17 protein-coding genes are annotated in these 19902 nt (G+C 65.9%); 6 read left to right on the forward strand and 11 right to left on the reverse strand.

What is annotated here, in order from left to right; genetic code table 11:
- The first annotated feature begins 28 nt into the window (after positions 1–28).
- On the forward strand, positions 29–1042 hold the full coding sequence (locus GV068_RS01625; protein ID WP_159695691.1) for a sulfate ABC transporter substrate-binding protein: 1014 nt from the start codon (positions 29–31) through the stop codon (positions 1040–1042).
- Between the two features lie 58 nt (positions 1043–1100).
- Here GV068_RS01625 and GV068_RS01630 read toward each other — a convergent pair whose 3' ends face one another.
- A complete protein-coding gene (locus GV068_RS01630; RefSeq protein ID WP_159695692.1) occupies positions 1101–1628 on the reverse strand; it encodes a hypothetical protein in 528 nt (175 codons plus the stop codon).
- A gap of 173 nt (positions 1629–1801) precedes the next feature.
- Between GV068_RS01630 and GV068_RS01635 the strand changes: the two genes are divergently transcribed.
- Entirely contained in the window at positions 1802–2821 is a 1020-nt protein-coding gene (locus GV068_RS01635) for an SDR family oxidoreductase (RefSeq protein WP_159695693.1), read from the forward strand.
- Here GV068_RS01635 and GV068_RS01640 read toward each other — a convergent pair.
- Together GV068_RS01640 and GV068_RS01645 are read right to left on the reverse strand one after the other, a co-directional pair.
- Positions 2783–3217: a hypothetical protein gene (locus GV068_RS01640; protein ID WP_159695694.1), complete on the reverse strand. Its 435-nt coding sequence runs from the start codon at positions 3215–3217 to the stop codon at positions 2783–2785. The genes GV068_RS01635 and GV068_RS01640 overlap by 39 nt on opposite strands.
- A 73-nt stretch (positions 3218–3290) precedes the next feature.
- Positions 3291–4274: a porin gene (locus GV068_RS01645; RefSeq protein WP_159695695.1), complete on the reverse strand. Its 984-nt coding sequence runs from the start codon at positions 4272–4274 to the stop codon at positions 3291–3293.
- Between the two features lie 200 nt (positions 4275–4474).
- Between GV068_RS01645 and GV068_RS01650 the strand changes: the two genes are divergently transcribed.
- Positions 4475–5800, forward strand: a complete 1326-nt coding sequence (locus tag GV068_RS01650) for an alpha-amylase family glycosyl hydrolase (protein ID WP_159695696.1) — start codon at positions 4475–4477, stop codon at positions 5798–5800.
- 71 nt (positions 5801–5871) lie between these two features.
- Here GV068_RS01650 and GV068_RS01655 read toward each other — a convergent pair whose 3' ends face one another.
- Positions 5872–6603, reverse strand: coding sequence for a helix-turn-helix transcriptional regulator (locus GV068_RS01655; RefSeq protein WP_159695697.1), 732 nt, complete (start codon positions 6601–6603; stop codon positions 5872–5874).
- 70 nt (positions 6604–6673) lie between these two features.
- Positions 6674–8368, reverse strand: coding sequence for a sensor domain-containing diguanylate cyclase (locus GV068_RS01660; RefSeq protein ID WP_159695698.1), 1695 nt, complete (start codon positions 8366–8368; stop codon positions 6674–6676).
- A gap of 220 nt (positions 8369–8588) precedes the next feature.
- On the opposite strand from GV068_RS01660, the gene GV068_RS01665 reads away from it, so the two are divergent.
- Complete coding sequence (locus tag GV068_RS01665; protein ID WP_159704442.1) at positions 8589–9485, forward strand: LysR family transcriptional regulator; 897 nt, start codon at positions 8589–8591, stop codon at positions 9483–9485.
- 49 nt (positions 9486–9534) lie between these two features.
- Positions 9535–10689 (forward strand): serine hydrolase, encoded by a 1155-nt coding sequence (locus GV068_RS01670; RefSeq protein WP_159695699.1) that lies wholly within the window; start codon positions 9535–9537, stop codon positions 10687–10689.
- On the opposite strand, the gene GV068_RS01675 is transcribed toward GV068_RS01670, so the two are convergent.
- The 4 genes from GV068_RS01675 to GV068_RS01690 all read right to left on the reverse strand — a co-directional run bounded on the left by GV068_RS01675 (position 10674) and on the right by GV068_RS01690 (position 15463).
- Complete coding sequence (locus GV068_RS01675; RefSeq protein WP_229463592.1) at positions 10674–11273, reverse strand: YitT family protein; 600 nt, start codon at positions 11271–11273, stop codon at positions 10674–10676. The genes GV068_RS01670 and GV068_RS01675 overlap by 16 nt on opposite strands.
- A 387-nt stretch (positions 11274–11660) precedes the next feature.
- The gene (locus GV068_RS01680; protein WP_159695701.1) at positions 11661–13580 is read right to left on the reverse strand and encodes a TRAP transporter large permease subunit; all 1920 of its coding nucleotides are present in this window, start codon (positions 13578–13580) and stop codon (positions 11661–11663) included.
- Positions 13577–14155 carry a TRAP transporter small permease subunit gene (locus GV068_RS01685; protein WP_159695702.1) on the reverse strand — a complete coding sequence of 193 codons (579 nt, stop codon included), beginning with the start codon at positions 14153–14155 and terminating at the stop codon, positions 13577–13579. Before GV068_RS01685 ends, GV068_RS01680 begins: the two co-directional genes overlap by 4 nt.
- Positions 14156–14311: 156 nt before the next feature.
- The gene (locus tag GV068_RS01690; protein ID WP_159695703.1) at positions 14312–15463 is read right to left on the reverse strand and encodes a TRAP transporter substrate-binding protein; all 1152 of its coding nucleotides are present in this window, start codon (positions 15461–15463) and stop codon (positions 14312–14314) included.
- Positions 15464–15679: 216 nt separating this feature from the next.
- Between GV068_RS01690 and GV068_RS01695 the strand changes: the two genes are divergently transcribed.
- Positions 15680–18229, forward strand: a complete 2550-nt coding sequence (locus tag GV068_RS01695; RefSeq protein ID WP_159695704.1) for a chemotaxis protein CheW — start codon at positions 15680–15682, stop codon at positions 18227–18229.
- A gap of 59 nt (positions 18230–18288) precedes the next feature.
- Here the strand turns inward: GV068_RS01695 and GV068_RS01700 are convergent, their stop codons facing one another.
- Together GV068_RS01700 and GV068_RS01705 are read right to left on the reverse strand one after the other, a co-directional pair.
- Positions 18289–19383: a hypothetical protein gene (locus tag GV068_RS01700; protein ID WP_159695705.1), complete on the reverse strand. Its 1095-nt coding sequence runs from the start codon at positions 19381–19383 to the stop codon at positions 18289–18291.
- 11 nt (positions 19384–19394) lie between these two features.
- Positions 19395–19805, reverse strand: coding sequence for a hypothetical protein (locus tag GV068_RS01705; protein ID WP_201303230.1), 411 nt, complete (start codon positions 19803–19805; stop codon positions 19395–19397).
- Between the last annotated feature and the right edge of the window lie 97 nt (positions 19806–19902).

Consider the following 19902-nt stretch of genomic DNA (forward strand, 5'->3'; position numbering starts at 1 on the left):
GCTCCAAAATGCCCCCTGAAAGAACAACATGCTTCGCAAAACCTTCCTGCACTCGCTGGCCGCCCTGACGCTGCTGGCACCGCTGTTCGGCCAGACTGCTTCCGCAGCGGATGTTACCCTGCTCAACGTGTCCTACGACCCGACCCGTGAGCTCTACCAGGACATCGACGCCGCCTTCGCCCGCCAGTGGAAGGCCAAGACCGGCGACACCGTCACCGTCAAGCAGTCGCACGGCGGCTCGGGCAAGCAGGCGCGCGCCGTCATCGATGGCCTCTCGGCCGACGTGGTCACGCTCGCGCTGGCCTACGACATCGATGCTATCAGCGAAAAAGGTTTGATCGCGCCCGGCTGGGAGAAGCGCCTGGCCTACCGCAGCGCGCCCTACACCTCGACCATCGTGTTCCTGGTCCGCAAGGGCAACCCGAAACAGATCCGCGACTGGAACGACCTGATCAAGCCAGGCGTGTCGGTCATCACCCCGAATCCGAAGACCTCGGGCGGCGCCCGCTGGAACCACCTGGCCGCCTACGGCTACGCCCTGCGCCAGCCGGGCGGTTCGCCGGCCACCGCCAAGGATTTCCTGGGCAAACTGTACAAGAACGTGCCGGTGCTCGATTCCGGCGCCCGCGGCGCCACCACCACCTTCGTCGAGCGCGGCATCGGCGACGTGCTGCTGGCCTGGGAAAACGAAGCCCTGCTGGCGCTGCGCGAGCTGGGCCCGGACAAGTTCGAAATCGTGGCCCCGTCGATCAGCATCCTGGCCGAACCGCCGGTGGCCGTGGTCGACAAGAACGTCGACAAGAAGGGCACCCGCAAGGTGGCCCAGGCTTACCTCGAGTTCCTGTACACCGATGAAGGCCAGGACATCGTCGCCAAGAACTACTACCGTCCGGCCGTGGACAAGTTCGCCAAGAAGTATGCCTCGCAGTTCCCGAACGTGAAGCTGTTCCCGATCACGGAACTTGGTGGCTGGACCCAGGCGCAGAAGGCGCACTTCGCCGACGGCGGCCTGTTCGACCAGATCTACCAGCCGGGCAAGTAAGCCGCGTAGCAGTACCAAGCCAAGAAACGGGCGCCCTCACACGGCGCCCGTTTTTCTTTCAGGCCGCCTTCCACTGCGGACCGGCTTCGTGCAGGCCGCAGTAGGTGGCGATCTGCCTGGCCGTAACGAGGCAGGCATCGACGTCGAGCCCGGCGCCGAAGCGATAGCAGCCTCCGGTGGTCTCGATCTCAATCAATCCCTGCCCCATCCCGAGCGCGGCATACTTGCCGTCGGCCGAATACGGTCCTGGCTCTGGACCGACGCGCACCGAACGCACGCTGGCGGCCGCCAGCACCAGCATGTCTTCCTCCCCGAGCGCCCACTCTGGGGCGCCGTCCCGGTACAGCAACAGCTCGTCGCGCACGAACAGATTGCGGACAATCAGCGCAACGCAGGCGGTCGCCATCAGGACCAGCACCCACACCTTGAACCAGGAAAAACGTTCCGGGTCATTCAGCAGTTTGAACGCCGCCAGCGCCAGCACCGAGAGAGCCGCGCAGGACAGGACGATGGCCATCGGCTGCCGCGCGCGCGGGCAGACGATGTGCAAGGGTTCGGGAGTCGAGGAGATGGAATAGACGCTCATGGGCGACAGCGTAAGGCGCGCCTGCTGTCTTAGCAAGACGAAATATCCCAAAGGCAAGCGAAAACACCGAATCCGCCAGCCGGGCTAGGATGGTGGCCGTTCATCAACCTGGCCTGTCCTGCGGCCGGACGCCGCGGACCAAGCCTCTTCACCCATCTGAAAAGGATCACGTCATGGCAATCAGACTCCGGAAACTTCACGACCAGGTCATGGTCATCACCGGCGCCACTAGCGGCATCGGCCTGACCACCGCCCGCATGGCCGCCGCGCGCGGCGCCCGCCTCGTGCTGGCCGCGCGCAGCAAGGATGCGCTCGACGAATTGGCCGACGAGATGCGCAGCAAGGGCGTCATGGTCGAGACCGTGGCCGCCGACGTCGGCGACATCGCGGACGTCGAGAAGATCGGCGACAAGGCGATCTCGCGCTTCGGCCGCATCGATACCTGGGTCAACAATGCCGGCATCTCGGTGTACGGCCGCCTGGAAGAAGTGAAGCCGGAAGACCACCATCGCCTGTTCCAGACCAACTTCTGGGGCACCGTCAACGGTTCGCTGGAAGCGGTGCGCCGCATGAAGCACCGCGGCGGCGCCATCATCAACGTCGGCAGCGAAGTGTCGGAACGCTCGATCCCGATGCAGGGCATGTACGCGTCCTCGAAGCACGCGGTGAAGGGCTTCACCGAGGCGCTGCGCATGGAACTGGAAAAGGAGGGAGCGCCCTTGCAGGTGACCCTGGTGCGCCCGGCGGCGATCGACACCATGTTCGCGGTACATGCACGCAATTACATGGACCGCGAACCCGCCCTGCCGCCGCCGATCTACGCGCCGGAAGTGGTGGCCGACGCCATCCTGTACTGCGCCGAACATCCGAAGCGCGACGCGTATGCGGGCGGCGCCTCGAAAATGATTGCGGCCGGTTCCAAGCTGATGCCGGCCCTGTTCGACCGCTACATGAACGCCAGCATGTTCAAGCAGCAGAAATCGGAGCGCCCGACGGCGCCGAACCGCCGCGACGCGCTCTACAAGCCCGATCCGGCGACCGAGCTGCGCCAGCGCCAGGGCATGCCGCAGACCGTGCACGAGCGCAGCCTGTATACGAAAACCAGCCTGCGCTCGTCGCCCGTGACCACCGCCCTGGTGGCAGGCGGCGCGCTGTTAGCCGCCTTCAGCCTCTCGCGGCGGTTTAGTCGTTAAGAAATCGGTGTCCTCCTCGGTCAGCGGCAGGTCGGGGATGGACACGATTTGATCGGTGTCGATGTCGGCGCCGTCCCTGGACACATTGTCGCGCCCGGCTGCGGCGCGCTCGCCGGTGCCGCCCAGGTCGCTGTCACCCGAGAAGTTGGCGTCGCCGACGTCGGGACCGGCGGTGCCGCCGGCATGGCTTTGTTCCATGTCCGAAGTGGTGCCGTGGTCGAAGTCGAGGGTCTGGTCCGGATCGAGCGCTTCGGCAAAGCCGGGGCCGCCGACCACGTCGCTACCGGTGTCGGAAATGTCGCTCGGGCCGAGGGAATCGATGCCGTGTCCCTTGCCGAGACTACGGTCTGGACCTTCCGGGAAGTTGTCCGGATCAAGTGTGCTTGCGCCTGTCATACTGCCTCCTGATGGTAATTGAGTCATGGAGACAGGCTAACGTTTTTTGCAAGTCTGCGTCGCAGCGCACGGCTTAGAACGCGTGCCGCATGCCCAGATTGATCGCGCCGCCGCCGCCCGTGCGCACGTTGGCATTCTGGATACCGCTCTGGTGCCGGATGTGCGAGTAGGCGGCGTAAAAGTCGAGCTTGCGCGAGACCGCGTAGGTGGCGCCAACCGCAATCTGGCGCGCGTCGCGGTCGGCCGGGTCGCGATCGTTCTTGCGGATGTAGGACGCCAGCAGCGTGGTCGCGCGCGTGATCGGCACCGCCACCCCGGCCAGCACGTCGCGGCTGTCGGTGGACGGAATCGAGGTGATGCCGGCGCCGTAGGGATTGTCCGGATTGAACAGCGGCGAGCTGCCCCAGCCGCGGCTGGCGCTGTAGGCGGCGTAGGCCGTGCCCCAGTTGAAGCGCATGTTGGCGGCGACGATGGAATTCTTGGCCGCCATGCTGACGTCGACCGGGTTGATGCGGGTGATCTTGACCACGTTGCGGTTCTGGTGCGCCGCGCGAATCGTCAGCGGGCCCAGGTTGAAGCCGACCGACATGCCCCAGGCGCGGCCCGATGGCGAACCATCGATGTCGCCCTTGCCCCAGGAAGAGCCGGCGGTAAAACCGTTATATTCACTCTGGTAGGTGACGCTGTCGCTGGCGCGGCGCACTTCGAGGGCACCGGTGCCGCTGCCGGCCAGGCCGCCGTGGAAGGGGTCGCCGACGTCGCTCAGGGCCAGGAATTCCAGGTTGTACTGGCGGCCCACGGTGAGCGCGTGGGTTTCGGCGGAACGGCGCTGCTCCGCTTCGTGCGCGGTTTCCAGCGTGAAAATGGCTGGCGCATCGCCGCCACGGCCGGGCGCGCCCTTGCCGCTGGCTTCTCCAGACGGCGCCGGGCACCCTTTGGTGCAGGCTTCCTTTACTGCCCCGGCAACGGCGCCCCCATCGGGGGCGGTCGCGTTCTCGGCCGAGGCGCAAGCCGCGCTCGCTCCGAGCAGGGCACATGCGACGAGTGAGATCTTCATGGCGTCATTCCCTCTTTGATGCCATCATTCCCTGCTTCGGCGAGCTGATCTGTCTATTACTTCACATAAAACAGCAGCCGTGCATACAAATATCGAAATGGAGCAAGGCATCCGGGTGAGCCGAACTTTCCGGCCTGCTTATGGTTCTACACCGTAGAATGAGTGGACACAAGAGGCTTTCACAAACTCCGGGAGACCCCATGCCATCTGTTGTCCGCGCGCTGCCTATTCTTGCCCTGGCAATATCTGCCGCCATCACTTCCCTGCCGACCTTTGCTCAACAAGCCCCTGCGACGCCCATGGCCCATGCGGCCTGGACGCGCAGCGCGAACATCTACGAAGTCAATATTCGCCAGTACACGAAGGAAGGGACATTCAATGCCTTCGCGAAACACCTGCCGCGGCTGCGCAAGATGGGCGTGGACATCCTGTGGCTGATGCCGGTGCAGCCAATCGGGGTGAAGAACCGCAAGGGCACGCTCGGCAGCTACTACGCGGTGCGCGACTACACCGCCGTGAACCCGGAATTCGGCAGCATGGACGACTTCAAGCGCCTGGTGAAGCAGGCCCAGGGCCTGGGTATGCACGTGATCATCGACTGGGTCGCCAACCACACGGCCTTCGACAATCCCTGGACCGTACAGCATAAGGACTGGTACCTGAAGGATGCCAAGGGCGAGATCTTCCCGGTGACCTATACCGAGGGCCCGGAGCCCGAGTACTGGACCGACGTCACCGGCCTGGACTGGAAGCAGCCGGCCCTGTGGAAAGGCATGACCGAGGCAATGGCCTTCTGGGTGCGCGAGACCGGCATCGACGGCTTCCGCTGCGACGTTGCGGCCAAGGTGCCGACCGCGTTCTGGGAACAGGCGCGGACCGAGCTGGAGCGGATCAAGCCGGTGTTCATGCTGGCCGAGGCCTGGCAGCCCGAACTGCACCGGCGCGCCTTCGACATGAGCTACGGCTGGGATACGCTGGGGGTGTTCAAGGACATCGCCAAGGGCAAGGCGGACGCACGGACATTGAAGGCGCTGTTCGAGAAGCCGCCGGTCGCTTATCCCGAGGGCGCCTACCGCATGCGCTTCACCAGCAACCACGACGAGAACTCCTGGCATGGCAGCGACGTCGAGCACTACGGCCCGGCGTTCAAGGCGATGGCGGTGCTGGCGGCCACGCTGCCGGGCATGCCGCTGATCTATGGCGGCCAGGAGGCGGGCCTGGACAAGCGGCTCGAGTTCTTCGAAAAGGATCCGATCGTGTGGAAGGAGCATTCCAATGCGGCGATGTATGCCTGGCTGCTCAAGCTCAAGCACGACAATCCGGCGCTGTGGAACGGGCAGTACGGCGGGACGATGCGGGTGCTGGAGAGCGGCAACGACAAGGTGTTCGCGTTCCGGCGTGAGAAGGATGGCAATGCGGTGTCGGTGGCCGTCAATCTGTCGGGGACGCCGCAGGAGTACGGCGTCAGCGGGAAGAAGGAGAAGCTGGACGCCTGGGGCTATCAGGTCACGGGGGCGATCAAATAAGTCGGTCGCTGCGCTCTAATCTGCTCGTGCTGTGCTGTGGAGTTTGCCCGAGCAGCGTTAGCTCGTGAACCCTACCGACGCAACTGCGCAAACCCCACCGGCTCCCACTCCCTGAGCGCCAGCAGCAGCCCCGTGCCGCGGCGCTGGGGCAGCGGCGCAGCCAGGCTCTCCTCGTGCAGCTGCGCAAAGCGCGCGCGCAGCTGGCGCAGCTCGCCCTGCAGCTTGGCGCGCGCACTCTCCGTCAGCATCCCGTGCACGAAGTCGAGCGACTCGCTGGCCTGGCCGAAGACGCTGTCGATGAAGTCGGGCATGCCCTGCTCGCGGAAGTACTGGCGGATCGGCCCGCCCGGCAGCCAGTCGAAATCGCGCGCGACGTTCAGGCGGATGCGGTTGCCCGGCAGGAGCGTGATCAATTCCAGCCGGTCCAGGCGCAGCAGCAGCTGCACGCATTCGGCTTCGCTCAGGCGGTACACCTGCAGCATCTGCGCCATGGTCCAGTGGTTCAGCGCGCACACCGTCACCAAGAGCAGGCGCGTGTCGGACACCAGCTCGCGTTCCTGCGCGGGTGTGAGCGTACGCAGGCGCTGGTAGCCCTGCCCCGCCTCCTGCGCCAGCTCGGCCAGGGTCAGGCCCAGCAGGCCGCAGATCTCTACCAGCCGATCGAGCGTGAACTGCTCGGTCGCGAACAAGCGCTTGACGCTCGGTTCGGACAGGTCGAGCGCCTCGGCCACGTCGCGGTAGGTCTTGCCCTGCTGTTTCAGTTCGCGCTTGAGCGTGGCGATGAGTTGGGTGATCTCGGACATGCGGGGCCGTGGCAGGAAATGAAGGTGCGGCGATGGTAGCAGCCGCTCGCGCAGCCCGGCAAGCCTGCCCTCAGACCGAGGCGGCCAGCGCGACGCCGTTCTTGCCGGTGCGCTTGACCGCGTACATCGCGTGGTCGGCGCGCGCCAGCCAGGCGTCGACGTCGAGCGGGTCTTCCGGCCGGTGCAGGGCGACGCCGATGCTGGCGCCCACCTTCACCGTGGCGCTGCGCAGCAGGAAGGGTTCCTTCAGGCGCTCGAGCAGCTTGCGCGCGGTGTCCTCGGCGTGGGCGGCGTCGCTCAGCATCTCCAGCACCACCACGAACTCGTCGCCGGCCAGGCGCGCCACCATGTCGGTCTTGCGCACGCCCTGCGCCAGGCGCTCGCCGAACTGGCGCAGCAGCTCGTCGCCCTCCTCGTGGCCATGGCTGTCGTTGACCGCCTTGAAGCCGTCCATGTCGAGGAACAGCAGCGCGCACGGACGGCCGACCCGGCGTGCCCGGCTCATCGCCTCGGGCAGGGTTTCCAGCAGCGCGCGCCGGTTCGGCAGGCCGGTGAGCACGTCGCGCAGCAGCAGCGCCTGCAGTTCGGCGGTGCGCTCGGCCACCGCCGCCTCGAGGCGTTCGTTCAGCGCCAGCAGCGCGTGCCGGTGCGCGGTCTCGCTGCTCACCAGGTCGCGCATGGTGCTGGACAGGATTTGCGTTTCGAGGAAGCCGTCCACCTGCGGGATCGGCGGCGGCTCCTTGCCGGCGTTGGTCGCTTCGGTGACGCGCTCGATCGCACGGCGCAGCTGGGCCATCGGGCGCGTCAGGTGGCGCGCCATCGCAGCCGCGGCGCCCGCCAGCAGCAGCGCCAGCAGCGCGCTCCAGGCCAGCATGCGGCGCTTCAGGTCGACCGTGCCTTCCATCGCCCGGTCCTCGGTCTGGCGCACCAGCACGCTCCAGCGCAGCGAGGCCGGGTCGAGCATGTCGCCGGTCTGGCTGTAGCCGGTCAGGTAGGCGCGGCCATCCGGCCAGACCTCACGCATCGAGCCGGTCAGGCCCTTCTGCGCCAGGCGCAGGCTGCTGGTGTCGACCTTGGTCTCGACCATGCCGTCCGGACCGAGGATGACGGTGCCGTCGTCGCGGATCACCAGGATCTCGGCGCCGTATTCGCGCAGCGCCGGCGTGAGCAGCTTGCGCGCATGCAGGCGCGCCCACTCCCAGCTCATGTGCAGGCCAAGCACCGCGGCCGGCTTGCCGCCGGCGTCGAGGATCGGGCCGGAGGCGTCGACGAAGCGCCACGGGTCGGGCCGGCGCGGCAGCATCTTCTCGAGCAGCACGGCAGGATGGTAATCGGTGGCGTGCACGCCGCGCATGCCGCTGGCGAACCACGGACGCTTGGCGACGTTGGCGCCTTCCAGCATGCGGCCCGTAGCGGCCGTCACCTTGCCGTCGAGATCGGCGATGCCGATCCAGGCATAGTCCGGAAAAGTGCGCTGCAGGCTTTCCAGCACCGCGCGCATCTCGGCGGGGTCGCGCGCATAGCGCAGTGCCGGCAGCTCGGCCAGCAGGCGGGTGTCGCCGGTGGCCTGCTCGATCACGCGGTTCAGTGAATCGCGCATCTGCCAGGACAGCTGCTGCAGGCGCAGCTGGGCTTCTTCGCGCGCCTGGCGCACGGCGAAATGGTTGACCAGCGCCAGTTGCAGCGCGACCGTCAGCGCAACCGTGGCGCAGACGGCCAGGGTCATCAGGCTGGACAGACGCATTTTTCCGAAGAAGCCGCTCATGGGTGAATCATAACCAAGCAGATAAGTAACCTAGCATTGTAGCTAGTTTACTGTTTTGAAATAAATACCTAATGGCATTATTCGTTGCAAAACTGACCAATTTGTGGCGTTGCAACAAAACCACCTATCCCATTGGAAATAGCTTGTATATTCAAATGGAATGGATGAGCTAAACTGGAACTTATTATTCCTTCGCGACGAATAGTGCATGACGACCCAGATGGACCGCTTCCAGGAGATGCGCATCTTCACGCGCATCGTCGAACGCCGCAGCTTCACGCTGGCGGCCGAGGACCTGCTACTGCCGCGCGCCACGGTAACCAACGCCATCAAGCGCCTGGAAGCGCGCCTGGCCACGCGCCTGCTCGAGCGCACTACGCGCGTGGTGGCGCCCACCCTGGATGGCCAGGCCTATTACGAGCGCTGCGTGCGCCTGCTGGCCGACCTGGCCGAGATGGAGAGCGTCTTCAGCCACGCCGAGCCGTCCGGACTGCTGCGCGTGAACCTGCAGGCGACGCTGGCGCAGCAGGTGCTGGCGCCAAACCTGCCCGCCTTCCTGGCGCGCTATCCCGACATCGTGCTGCAGATCGGCGAAGGCGACCGGCTGGTCGATCTGGTCCGCGAAGGCATCGACTGCGTGCTGCGCGTCGGGAACCTGCAGGATTCCTCGATGGTGGCGCAGCAGGTGGCGCAGCTGACCCAGGTGACCTGCGCCAGCCCGGCCTACCTGGCACGCCACGGCCGCCCGGCCAGCCTCGAGGACCTCGACCAGCACCAGGCGGTGCACTACATCTCGTCCGCCACCGGCCGCCCCTACCCGCTCGAATTCGTCATCGGTGGCGAAGTACGGCAGGTGCTGCCGCCGGCCGCCGTCAGCGTGAGCGGCGCCGACATGTACACGGCGACGGCCATCGCGGGCCTCGGCATCGTGCAGGTGCCGCGCTACCGCATCGAGGACGAACTGCGCAGCGGCCAGCTGGAGATCGTCCTGCCGCTGCTCCCGCCGCCCGCGCTGCCGGTCTCGGTGCTGTACCCGCAAAGCCGCCAGCTGTCGCCGCGGGTGCGCGTGTTCGTCGACTGGATCCGGGCCAGCTTCGCGCAATTCCCCCATCTTTGAGCACGCGGCGGTGTACCATGGCGGAGCCAATCCTCCATGGAGCGCGTCGATGAAAACAGCACTGTGCCTGCTCGCCTGCCTGCTCGCCGGATTCGCCGGCGCGGCGCCGCCATCGGCCTCCCCCGTCCCGGACGACGAGGTAAGACGCCTCATGAAGCGCGAACACGTCGAGGGCCTGGCGCTGGCCGTGATCGACCGCGGCCAGGTGGTGAGCGTCAAGACCTACGGCCGGCGCAACGTCGAACGCAACTTGCCGCTCACGCCGCAGACCATCATGTACGGCGCTTCGCTGACCAAAGCTGCTGTCGCCTACATGCTGCTGCAGCTGGTGGACGAAGGAAGGCTCGACCTCGACGCGTCCCTGGACAAGCTCCTGCCGAAGCCCCTGCCGGCATTCGACCGTGAACCCTGGGACTACACGGCCCTGGCCGGGGACGAGCGCTGGCGCAAGCTGACGCCGCGCATCCTGCTCACGCATTCCTCGGGCTTCGCCAACTTCCGCTGGCTGGAAGCGGACCGCAAGCTGCGCTTCCACTTCGATCCGGGCACGCGCTACGCCTATTCGGGCGAAGGCTTCTACATCCTGCAGCTGATCGTCGAGCGCGGCCTGGGCCTGGACCTGGGTGCGGAGATGCAGCGCCGCGTGTTCGACCGATTCGGGATGCGCAACACCAGCATGCAATGGCGCGCCGACTTCGCCCACAATCTCGCCGACGGCTACATGCTGGACGGGACGATGGAGCCGCACGACGAGCGCAGCCGCCCGAGCGCCGCCGGCTCGATGGACACCAGCATCGAAGACCAGGCGCGCCTGTGGGCCGGCATCGTGCGGGGCGAGGGATTGAGCGCGGCGTCGCGCGCGATGATGGTCAAGGCCCAGCTGCCGATCGCCTCAAGCGGCCAGTTCCCGACCCTCACCGCCGGCCCGGCCACCTGGCCGCAGTCGCTGGCAGCCGGCCTGGGCGTGGTCACCTTCGCCGACCGCAGCGGGCCGGCCTGGTTCAAGGGAGGTCACAACGACAGCACCGGTAACATGGTGCTGTGCCTGGAGCGCGGCCAGCGCTGCGTGGTCATGCTGGCCAACGACGTGCGCGCCGAGAAGATCTATCCCGAACTGGCGCGCCGCGTGCTGGGCGAAACGGACATGCCGTGGAAGTGGGAATACGGCTGGTTCCAGCCGCAGGTGGCTCAGTTGCCGAAGTAACGGCCGGGGCGATGCCAGGCCATGACCATGCTGCTCATGGCAATCGCGCTCAGCGAGGACCAGCCCACCAGGCCAGGGGAGACGATGCCGAGTGCGGCCAGCAGGATCACGGCGTCGATTGCCACCTGGGTGCGGCCGGCATTGATCCCGTACTTCTTCTGCAGCCACAAGGTGACGATACCGGTGCCGCCGACGCCGGCGCCATGGCGCGCCAGGGCCAGGATGCCCATGCCGCAGAAGGTGCCGCCGCCGAGCGCCGCCACCATCGGGTGGATGTGGCCGATCACCAGGCCGTTCGGCATCAGCTTGAGCATGGCCATGATCAGGATGCTGCCGACCAGGGACTTGATGGTGAAGCGCGCGCCCATGAACAGGTAGCCGAACAGGAAGAACGGCAGGTTGATGAGCATGAACAGCATGCCGACCGAATAGCCGGACAGGTAGGACACCAGCAGCGAGATGCCGGCCACGCCGCCCGTGATCAGCCCGGCCGCCTGCAGCAGCAGGACGCCCATGGCGACAAACAGCACGCCTACGGCGATGCCGTAGACGTCGTCGAAGAAGGTATGGGGCTTGGCCGGCATGGGACGAGGAGCCTTTACCGGCTGCGACTGAAGGGTGCCCTGCATCATCGCAGCGCTACTCCACGAACGGCGACAAGACCCATGACGCACGGGCGCTGGGACATATTCGAGCCGGACAGGAGTAAATGCTTCATTTTCCTCACGTTTCTCAGGGCTGGAACGATCGCAAGATCGGGGAAAGTGGATGGTACTGCTGGGTACAGCCCCGAATTATGTCGCATGTTGCAACGCAATGTAAGTGCGGAAATTCACATGTCAGACATTCGTGCGACGAATATCAGGTAACGAAGGGGCTTGGCGGGGACGATAAGGGAACAGCTGCTTACTGTCGCGTATGAAAACTGCTACATCAAGGGGAGCGGCCCGGCGGACCGCTCCCCTGCTCTGCTATTTATAGAGCACTTCCGGCAGCCACATGCCGATGGCCGGGAAGGTGTACAGCAGGATCACGCCCAGCACCTGCAGCCCCATGAAGGGCAGCATGCCCAGGAAGATCTGGTTCAGCGTGACGTGCGGCGGCGACACGCCCTTCAGGTAGAAAGCCGACATGGCCACCGGCGGCGAGAGGAAGGCGGTCTGCAGGTTCATCGCCACCAGCAGGCCGAAGAACAGCGGATCGATGTTGAAGTGCGGCAGCAGCGGCACGAAGATCGGCATGAAGATCACGATGATCTCGGTCCACTCGAGCGGCCAGCCGAGCAGGAAGATCACGACCTGGGCCAGGATCATGAACTGCACCGGCGTCAGGTCCATGCCCAGCACCCAGTTGTTGATGATCTCCTGCCCGCCCAGCAGCGCGAAAGCGGCCGAGAAGATGCTGGAGCCGACGAACAGCCAGCACACCATCGCGGTCGTCTTGGTGGTGAGGTGGGCCGATTCCCGCAGCAGCTTGAGGTTGAACCTGCGGTAGGCGATCGCCAGGATCAGGCCCCCGAAAGCGCCCATGGCCGCCGCCTCGGTCGGCGTGGCCAGTCCGAACACGATGCTGCCCAGGACCGCCAGGATCAGGATCGCCAGCGGAAACAGGGAGCCGAGCAGCATCTTGAAGATCTCGAGCCGGGCAAACGTGAACAGCAGGTAGAACACTGCCATCGCCGCGGCCAGCACCGCCAGCGTGATCCAGAAGCCCGTGGGCGCCGGCTTGGCAACGGGATCGGCGGAGGCCGGGGCCGGAATCACCGGCGTGGCCTCCGGCGCCGGCGCCGCAGCGGCCTGCGCGGGCGGTTCCGCCAATGCGCCGTCCTGCGGCGGCTCGGCCAGCGCACCTTCGACCGGCGGCTCCGCCAGCCCGCCGGCTTCGCTGCCGGATGCGCTATCGAGACTCTGCTGGTCGTCCATCGCGACCAGCTCCGTGGCCGGCGCTTCCGGCGCGGTCACCAGCCGATAGCTGACGCCCATCACGAGGGCGAAGGCCAGCGCCGGCAGCATGGCGACGAACAGGTTGTTCGCCAGCGTGCGCTTGCTGCCATTGGCGCTTTTAAAGGAGCGCAGCAGGCCGGGTACCGCCATTTTGTTGTAAGCCCCGGGAATGGACTCGGTGTAGGCCGGCAGCGCCACCACCCGCTCCTCCGCCGGCAGCGGCGGCGCCATGCTGGGTTTCAGCTTGGCGATCAGGAGCACGTAGCCGACATACAGCGCGGCCAGCATGATCCCCGGGAAGAAGGCGCCCGCATACAGCTTGACCACCGAGACCCCGGCCGTCGCGCCGTACACGATCAGGAGCACCGAGGGTGGAATCAGGATGCCCAGGCAACCGCCCGCCGTGATGCAGCCGGCCGACAGCTGGGTGCTGTAGCCGGCCTTCAGCATAGCCGGCAGCGCCAGCAGGCCCATGAGCGTCACGACCGCGCCGACGATGCCGGTCGCGGTGGCGAAGATGGCGCAGGTGACGATGGTGGCCACCGCCAGCGATCCGGGCACGCGCGCCATCGCCAGGTGCAGGCTTTTGAATAAGCGCTCGATCAGGTTGGCGCGCTCCACCAGGTAGCCCATGAAGATGAACAGCGGGATCGAGATCAGCACGTCGTTGGCCATCACCGAATAGGCGCGCTGCACCATCAGGTCGAGCGTGAGCTGGACCGCCTGGTCCGGGTCCTGGCTGTGGAAGGCAAACCAGGCAAACAAGACCCCCATGCCCATCAGGGTGAAAGCGGTCGGGAAGCCCAGCATGATGGCGACCACCACCAGGGCCAGCATCAACAGGCCCAGGTGGCCGTTGGTCATGTCGGCTGGCGCCGGCATCAGGGCGAACAGCGCGACCACGATCGCCACCAGCATCGACAGGCCGAACCAGATTTCCTTCCTCATGGCCGGCCCTCCTCGCTCACCTGCGCCTTGAGCTTGTCGACGTCGACCTCTTCGACGTCAGGTTCGCGCGCGGGCCACGCGCCATCGCGCAGGCAGACCACGCAGCGCACGATCTCCACAAGACCCTGCAGCAGGAGCAGCACGCCGGCGAAGGGAATCACCATTTTGAAGGGATATAGCGGCGGGCCGTTGGCGGTGAGCGTCGAATGCTCTTGAATCGCCAGCGACTCGGCGGCGTAGGTGTAGCCGGCCCAGACCAGCGCCACCACGCCGGGAATGAAGAAGACGAAATACAGGATCAGGTCCAGGCCCGCCTGCAGGCGCGGCGGGAAGAAGCTGTACAGCACGTCGCCGCGCACGTGGCCGTTCTTGGCCAGCGTGTAGGCCCCAGCCATCATGAAGGCGGCGCCGTACATCATGATCATCAGGTCGAAGGCCCAGGGATTGGGCCTGTTCAGGGCATAGCGCGCGAAGACTTCCCAGCTGATGAGGAAGGTGAGCGCCACGATCAGCCAGGAGAAGGCCTGGCCGACCCAGCTGCTGACCCGGTCGACGAAAAACAAAACGTTTTGCATGTAGCTGCTCCGGTCGCGAAGACGAGTGGCGAAGGACGTAGGGTGGGCGGGTCTCCCGCCCACGCGGTGATCGTTCGCAGCGAGATCATCCGGCACGAGAGCGGAGTCACCGCGTATCACCGCGTGGGCGGCAAGCCGCCCACCCTACAAAAGCGATTACGCCTTCTTCGGCGGAGGAGCCTTGCGCCCGAAGTAGTGGTTGTAGGCCATGCGGCGCGGATTATTGGTATCCATGTCCCACTTCATCGCGCGCGCGGCGAAGGCCCGCATCGATGCCTCGACCTTCTTGAACAGCGGATTGTCGGCGCCCTTCTTGGCCACGACCTGGTCCCACACCGTGAGCTGGGCCTGCAGCACCGCGTCCGGGGTCTTGTAGAATTTCACGCCGTTCTGCGCCTGCATGCCGGCGTAGTCCTTGGAATAGCGGTCGACTGCCTTCCACGACATATCGGCGGACGCGGCTTCGACGGCGTTCTCGATAATCGCCTTCATCATGGCGGGAAGCGCGTTGTACTTGGTCTTGTTGAAGGTGATCTCGAACTGCTCCGAGCTCTGGTGGAAGCTTTGCAGCATGCAGATCTTGGAGACGTCCGGGAAGCCGAGCACGCGGTCGGAACTGGCGTTGTTGAATTCGGCCCCATCGAGCAGGCCGCGGTCCATCGCCGGCACGATCTCGCCCGCGGGCAGCGCGTTCACCGCCGCGCCCATGGCCGTGAACATGTCGATCGCCAGGCCGTTGGTGCGGAACTTCAGGCCTTTCAGGTCTTCGGTCTTGCTGATCGGTTTCTTGAACCAGCCGAGCGGCTGGGTCGGCATCGGACCGGTGAGGAAGGACACGACGTTGGCGCCGATGCTGTTGTACAGCTCCGCCAGCAGCTCCTTGCCGCCGCCGTATTTATGCCATGCCAGCACCATGTTGGCGTCCATGCCGTAGGCCGGGCCCGAGGTCCACAGCGCGATAGCGCTCTGCTTGCCGTAGTTGTAGCCCATGACGCCGTGGCCGCCGTCGAGCGTGCCCTTGGAGACCGCATCGAGCAGGCCGAAGGCGGGAACGACGGCGCCCGCCGGCAGCACTTCGATCTTCAGCTCGCCGCCGGTCATGTCGTTGACCTTCTTGGCGAAGTCGAGGGCGTATTCGTGGAAGATGTCCTTGCTCGGCCAGGTGCTCTGGAAGCGCATCTGCTTCGGTGTCTGCGCCGTCGCGATCATCGGTACTGCGAGGGCGCCGGCGGTACCGGCGGCTGCGGTGCCGAGGAACTTACGGCGGGTGGATGCTGGCTTCTTTGAATCGTCGTCACGCTGCTTCATCGTCTGTCTCCTTGATTGGTTTTTTACGAGGATGAATCGAATCACGTACAACTTCCTGGCTTGCGGACCTTCTCCTTTTGCTAAGTATTGACACGCCGGCTTGCAGGATGTGCCTGTTTCCTTACGGATTGCTTACACGGGACTTACAAAGCGTTAGGCATGCGGCTGGTGGCATGTGTTTTGCTTTTTGGAAAGTATTCTTTCAATGAGCAGAGCATGAACCACGAAGCAAACAAGCAAGCCGTCGACACCCTCCTCCCCTACATGCCCGACGTCGTCCAGCGCCAGGCGGCGCTGCACGAACTGCACCAGACCTGGCGCCTGATCGAAGCCTCGGCCAAGATGAACTGCCCTTCGGAGGCCCGGCTGCTGCTGCCCGCCGTGCTGGCGACCCGCACCGATCTGGTGCAGCTGGAGCGTGACCTGATCGCCAACATGGTGGCCGAAAAGGTGCGCCAGGTCCTGGGCGAGGCCGCGACCCGCGCCCAGTACGCGCTCGAGCTCCTGGTGCGCAACCTGTTCGAGCGCACCGCCGACGTCGGCTTCCTGGCGGTCGATCTCGACCTGTGCCGCTTCGTTGCCGGCCAGGACCCCGACCGCGCCGCGGCGCAGCGGCGCCTGGCCGCCTACCGCGACAAGTACACGGTGTACGACGACATCCTGCTGCTTGCATTGGACGGCACGATGCTGGTGCGCGCCGATCCCGACGCACCCCTCGCGTGCAGCAGCGATCCGCTGGTGGCCGCGACCCTGGCAGCACCGGGCTATCTGGAGACCTTCCGCGCCAGCGACCTGCGTCCCGGGCAGGAGCGCGCGCTGCTGTATTCGCAGGCGATGAGCCATCCGGATACGGGCGCCGTGATCGGCGTGCTGTGCGTGAGCTTTCACTTCGCGCACGAACTGGCCGCGATCTTCACCGCCTATGCCGACCCCGAAGGGCGCGCCAACATGCTGCTGCTCGACGCCGACGATCGCGTGGTCAACAGCGCCGATCCGCTCTGGATCGCGCCTGGCGTGCGCGTCCCCGTCAACCTGGACGGCACCACCGCGCCGCGCCTGTTCGCCGGCCGCGAGTACCTGGTCAGCAGCTTCGCATCGAGCGGCTACCAGGGTTATCCGGGTCCGCCAGGCTGGAAGACCCAGGTGATGGTCCCGCTCGACCTGGCCTTTCGCCGCCCGCCCCGCGACGCCGCGTCGCGGCTGGCGCCTGACATGCTGCAAGGGCTGCTGTCGCACGCGCGCAGCTTCAACCCGGCGCTGCATGCTTTGATGTCCTCGGTGCTGGGTGCGACCCAGGCCATCAAGCGCATCGTCTGGAACGGCAAGGTCACCAGCATCCGGACCGGCAGCGGCGACGGCCGCGAGGCCCAGCGCCTGAACCCCGTGCTCGACGAGATCACCGAGACCGGCGAGCGCAGCGACGCGGCCTTCTCGCAATCGATCGAGGGCCTGTACCAGACCGTGCTGGCGTCGAGCCTGCAGGCCGCCGAATTCACCGCGCAGCTGCTGGTCGACATGCTGGACCGCAGCCTGTACGAGCGCGCCAACGACTGCCGCTGGTGGGCGCTGGCCGGCCTGCTGCGCCAGGCATTGGCAGACGATGACGATGGCCTGCGCGGCGAACGGATCGGCTCCCTGCTCGCCCACATCAATGGCCTGTACACGGTGTACAGCCGCCTGGTCGTGTACGACCGCCACGGACGCATCGTAGCCGCGACGGGATCGCAGGACCTCATCGGCAGCAGCATCGCGGACGACACCCTGCGCGCGGTGGCGGCGCTGCGCAGCGCGTCGGACCACGTTGCCCAAGCCTTCGGGCCGTCCCCGCTATACGACGGACGGCCAACCTTCGTCTATCATGCCGCAATCCGCCACCCCGAGCGCGAGGCGAGTGTCATCGGCGGCATCGGTATCGTCTTCGACAGCGCCGTCGAGCTGCACAACATGCTAGACAGCAGCGTGGCCGGGCGCGCGGACATGCACGCCTTCCTGGTCGGTCCAGACGGACGGGTGCTCAGCAGCACCGATACCAGGTATGCCGCGGGCGCACTGCTGGCGCTGGACGGCGATCTGCTCGACACGGCCGCCCAGCATGGGCGCGCGGCGCGCATCGTGGTGCATGAAGGCCAGTACTGCGTCGCCGCATGCGCGCGCGCCGAGGGCTACCGCGAATTCCGCGCCGTCGCGGGACGCGAACAGGACGTGCTTTCGGTTGTCCTGCAGACCTTCGGACCGGTGCGCTCGCGCGCCGAACTGGAGCCGCCGGGCCAGGTGCGCGTACGCGCCGAGGTCGAACAGGGACGCGACTATGCGCTGTTCGTGGCCGGCGGTGCGCTGGCGGCGCTCGATGCCGCCGTCGTGGTCGAAGCGCTGCCGTTCGCGCGCGTCAAGCGCGCTCCCGCCTCCAGCGGCGCGATCGGGATTCTCGATGCCGGACCAGACCAGGGCCGGCGCGATTTCGTGTGGGTGTTCGACCTGGGGCGCATGGTATCCGGCCAGGCGCGTGCGCTGCCGGCCGATGGCCAGGTCATCCTGGTGCGCCATGGGGCAAGCACGATTGGCCTGCTGGTCGACGACGTGCATTCGGTGCAGCAGTTCGCACCCGAGGCGTGGAGCCCGTTCGGTGGGATGGGAGATGGTGCGGCCTTGACCGTCGGCCTGATCAAGGCGAATGGCGGCGAGCTGCTGATCCAGGAACTCAGCGCCGAGCGGATTCTGGCACAGGTGTTTGCGGCAACGCGCGAGTTCGGCGAGCGCCTGCCGTAGTAAGGCTGTGCGCTTCCACCGGCCCGGCACAGAGCCGGGCCGGAGGTGCGCGGTGCTGATTAGAACAGCACGTCCATCGTCACCGTGAACATCTTGGCGTTCTTGGTGAAGTCATACGCGCTCGAATCCTGGACCGAATCCCACTGCACTTTCAAATCCATGTTCTTGCGGAAGTCCCAACGCACGCCGGCGAAGCGGGTGCTGTCGTTCTGCGTCGCGGTGTAGGTCGGGGTCAGCTTTTCCTCGTATTTCGAGTAGCCGATCATCGGCGTGAACTTGCCGTAGCGGTAGCCGACGGTCGCGGTCAGGCTCTTGGACTTGTAGTCGAGCGAAGGACGCATGAAGCGGTTCGCTTCGGCGCGGACCATCCAGTTGCCGTAGTCGATGCTGCCCGACAGGCCGATGATGCGCTGGCGGGTGCCCTTCTGGTACACCGGATCCGCACCCGGCTCGTAGATGCCCAGGTTGATCGAGTTCTGCATGTAGATCAGGCGGGCGCCGAAGATCTCGTTAGAGACGTCGAGGTAGCCGCCCAGGATGTTCTTCCAGTCGTCGTCGACGCGGTAGCCGTAGAAGATCTTGCGCTGCTCGATGTTGTCGCGCGTGGTCTCCTGGCCGGCGAACACGTTGCCGGTCACGGCCCAGTCGCCGATGCTGCGCGAGTGGCGGATGTTCACGCCATTGTAGGCGCCGACTTCCCAGCCGTAGATGTCCTGCGGTACGCGCGCCCACGGCAGCGTGTAACCGATGTAGACGCTGTCCGAATAGGCGTAGATCGGCAGGCGGCGACGGCCGGCCTGGATCGTGGTCTCGGGGGTCAGGTCATACGACAGGTAGGCCCAGTCGACGTCCGGCTTGCCGTTCTCGGAAGCGCGCATCACGGCCTGGACGGTGCCCGAGAGCTTGTTGGTGAACTGGTACTTGGCCTGCACGCCGACCAGCGATTCGTTGGTCCAGCTCCAGTCGCCCTTGTTGTAGACGGCGCCGTGTTCGTAGTTGCCGATGAAGCAGGGGCAGGCATTGCCCATGTATTCGCCCTGCGAACCGCTGTAGGCCTTGCCTGCGGTGACAGTCGCGAAACCGGAGAAGCTCAGGTCGTCGGCATACGCCATGCCGGCGCTGGACAGCAGCGCGGCGATAATCAGTTTCTTCATAATCGTTCGTGTTAGTTGGCGGTGGCGATGACTTTGACGCTGGCGTCCGCATCCTTCTTGTCGATGTAACCGACGGCGTTCGGGTCGGCGGCGACGGCCTTCTTCATGGCCTCGGCGCTACCCACTTCGGTCGGCGGGGTGCCGGTACCGGTGAAAATCAGCTTGCCCCACATGGCCTGGACCTGGACCGGATCCTTCTTGCAGGCCTTGGCGAAGAATTCGTCGCGCAGCGGGTTTTTCTCGTTGAGGTTGATCGGCGTGGGCGACTTGACCTTGCCGAGGAAGGCCTGGCACACCTGGGCCAGCTGAGGCGCCTGGGTCGATTTGGCGGAGACGATGACGCCGATCTCGGCACGGGCCGGTGCTGCGGCGAGCATGGCTAGCGCGAGCGCGCCAAGCGCTGCTGTAGAAGCTTTATTCATGGTGATCGAGTTGGTGTTGATGAAGCCCCGGCATGAACGCCGGGCGTGGCTCAGCTACCGCCCCGGATATTCACCGGGACGGTCGAAGAAAAGGGTG

The sequence above is a fragment of the Massilia sp. 9I genome, assembly GCF_902506415.1.
In the GTDB taxonomy this organism is placed as follows: domain Bacteria; phylum Pseudomonadota; class Gammaproteobacteria; order Burkholderiales; family Burkholderiaceae_D; genus Telluria.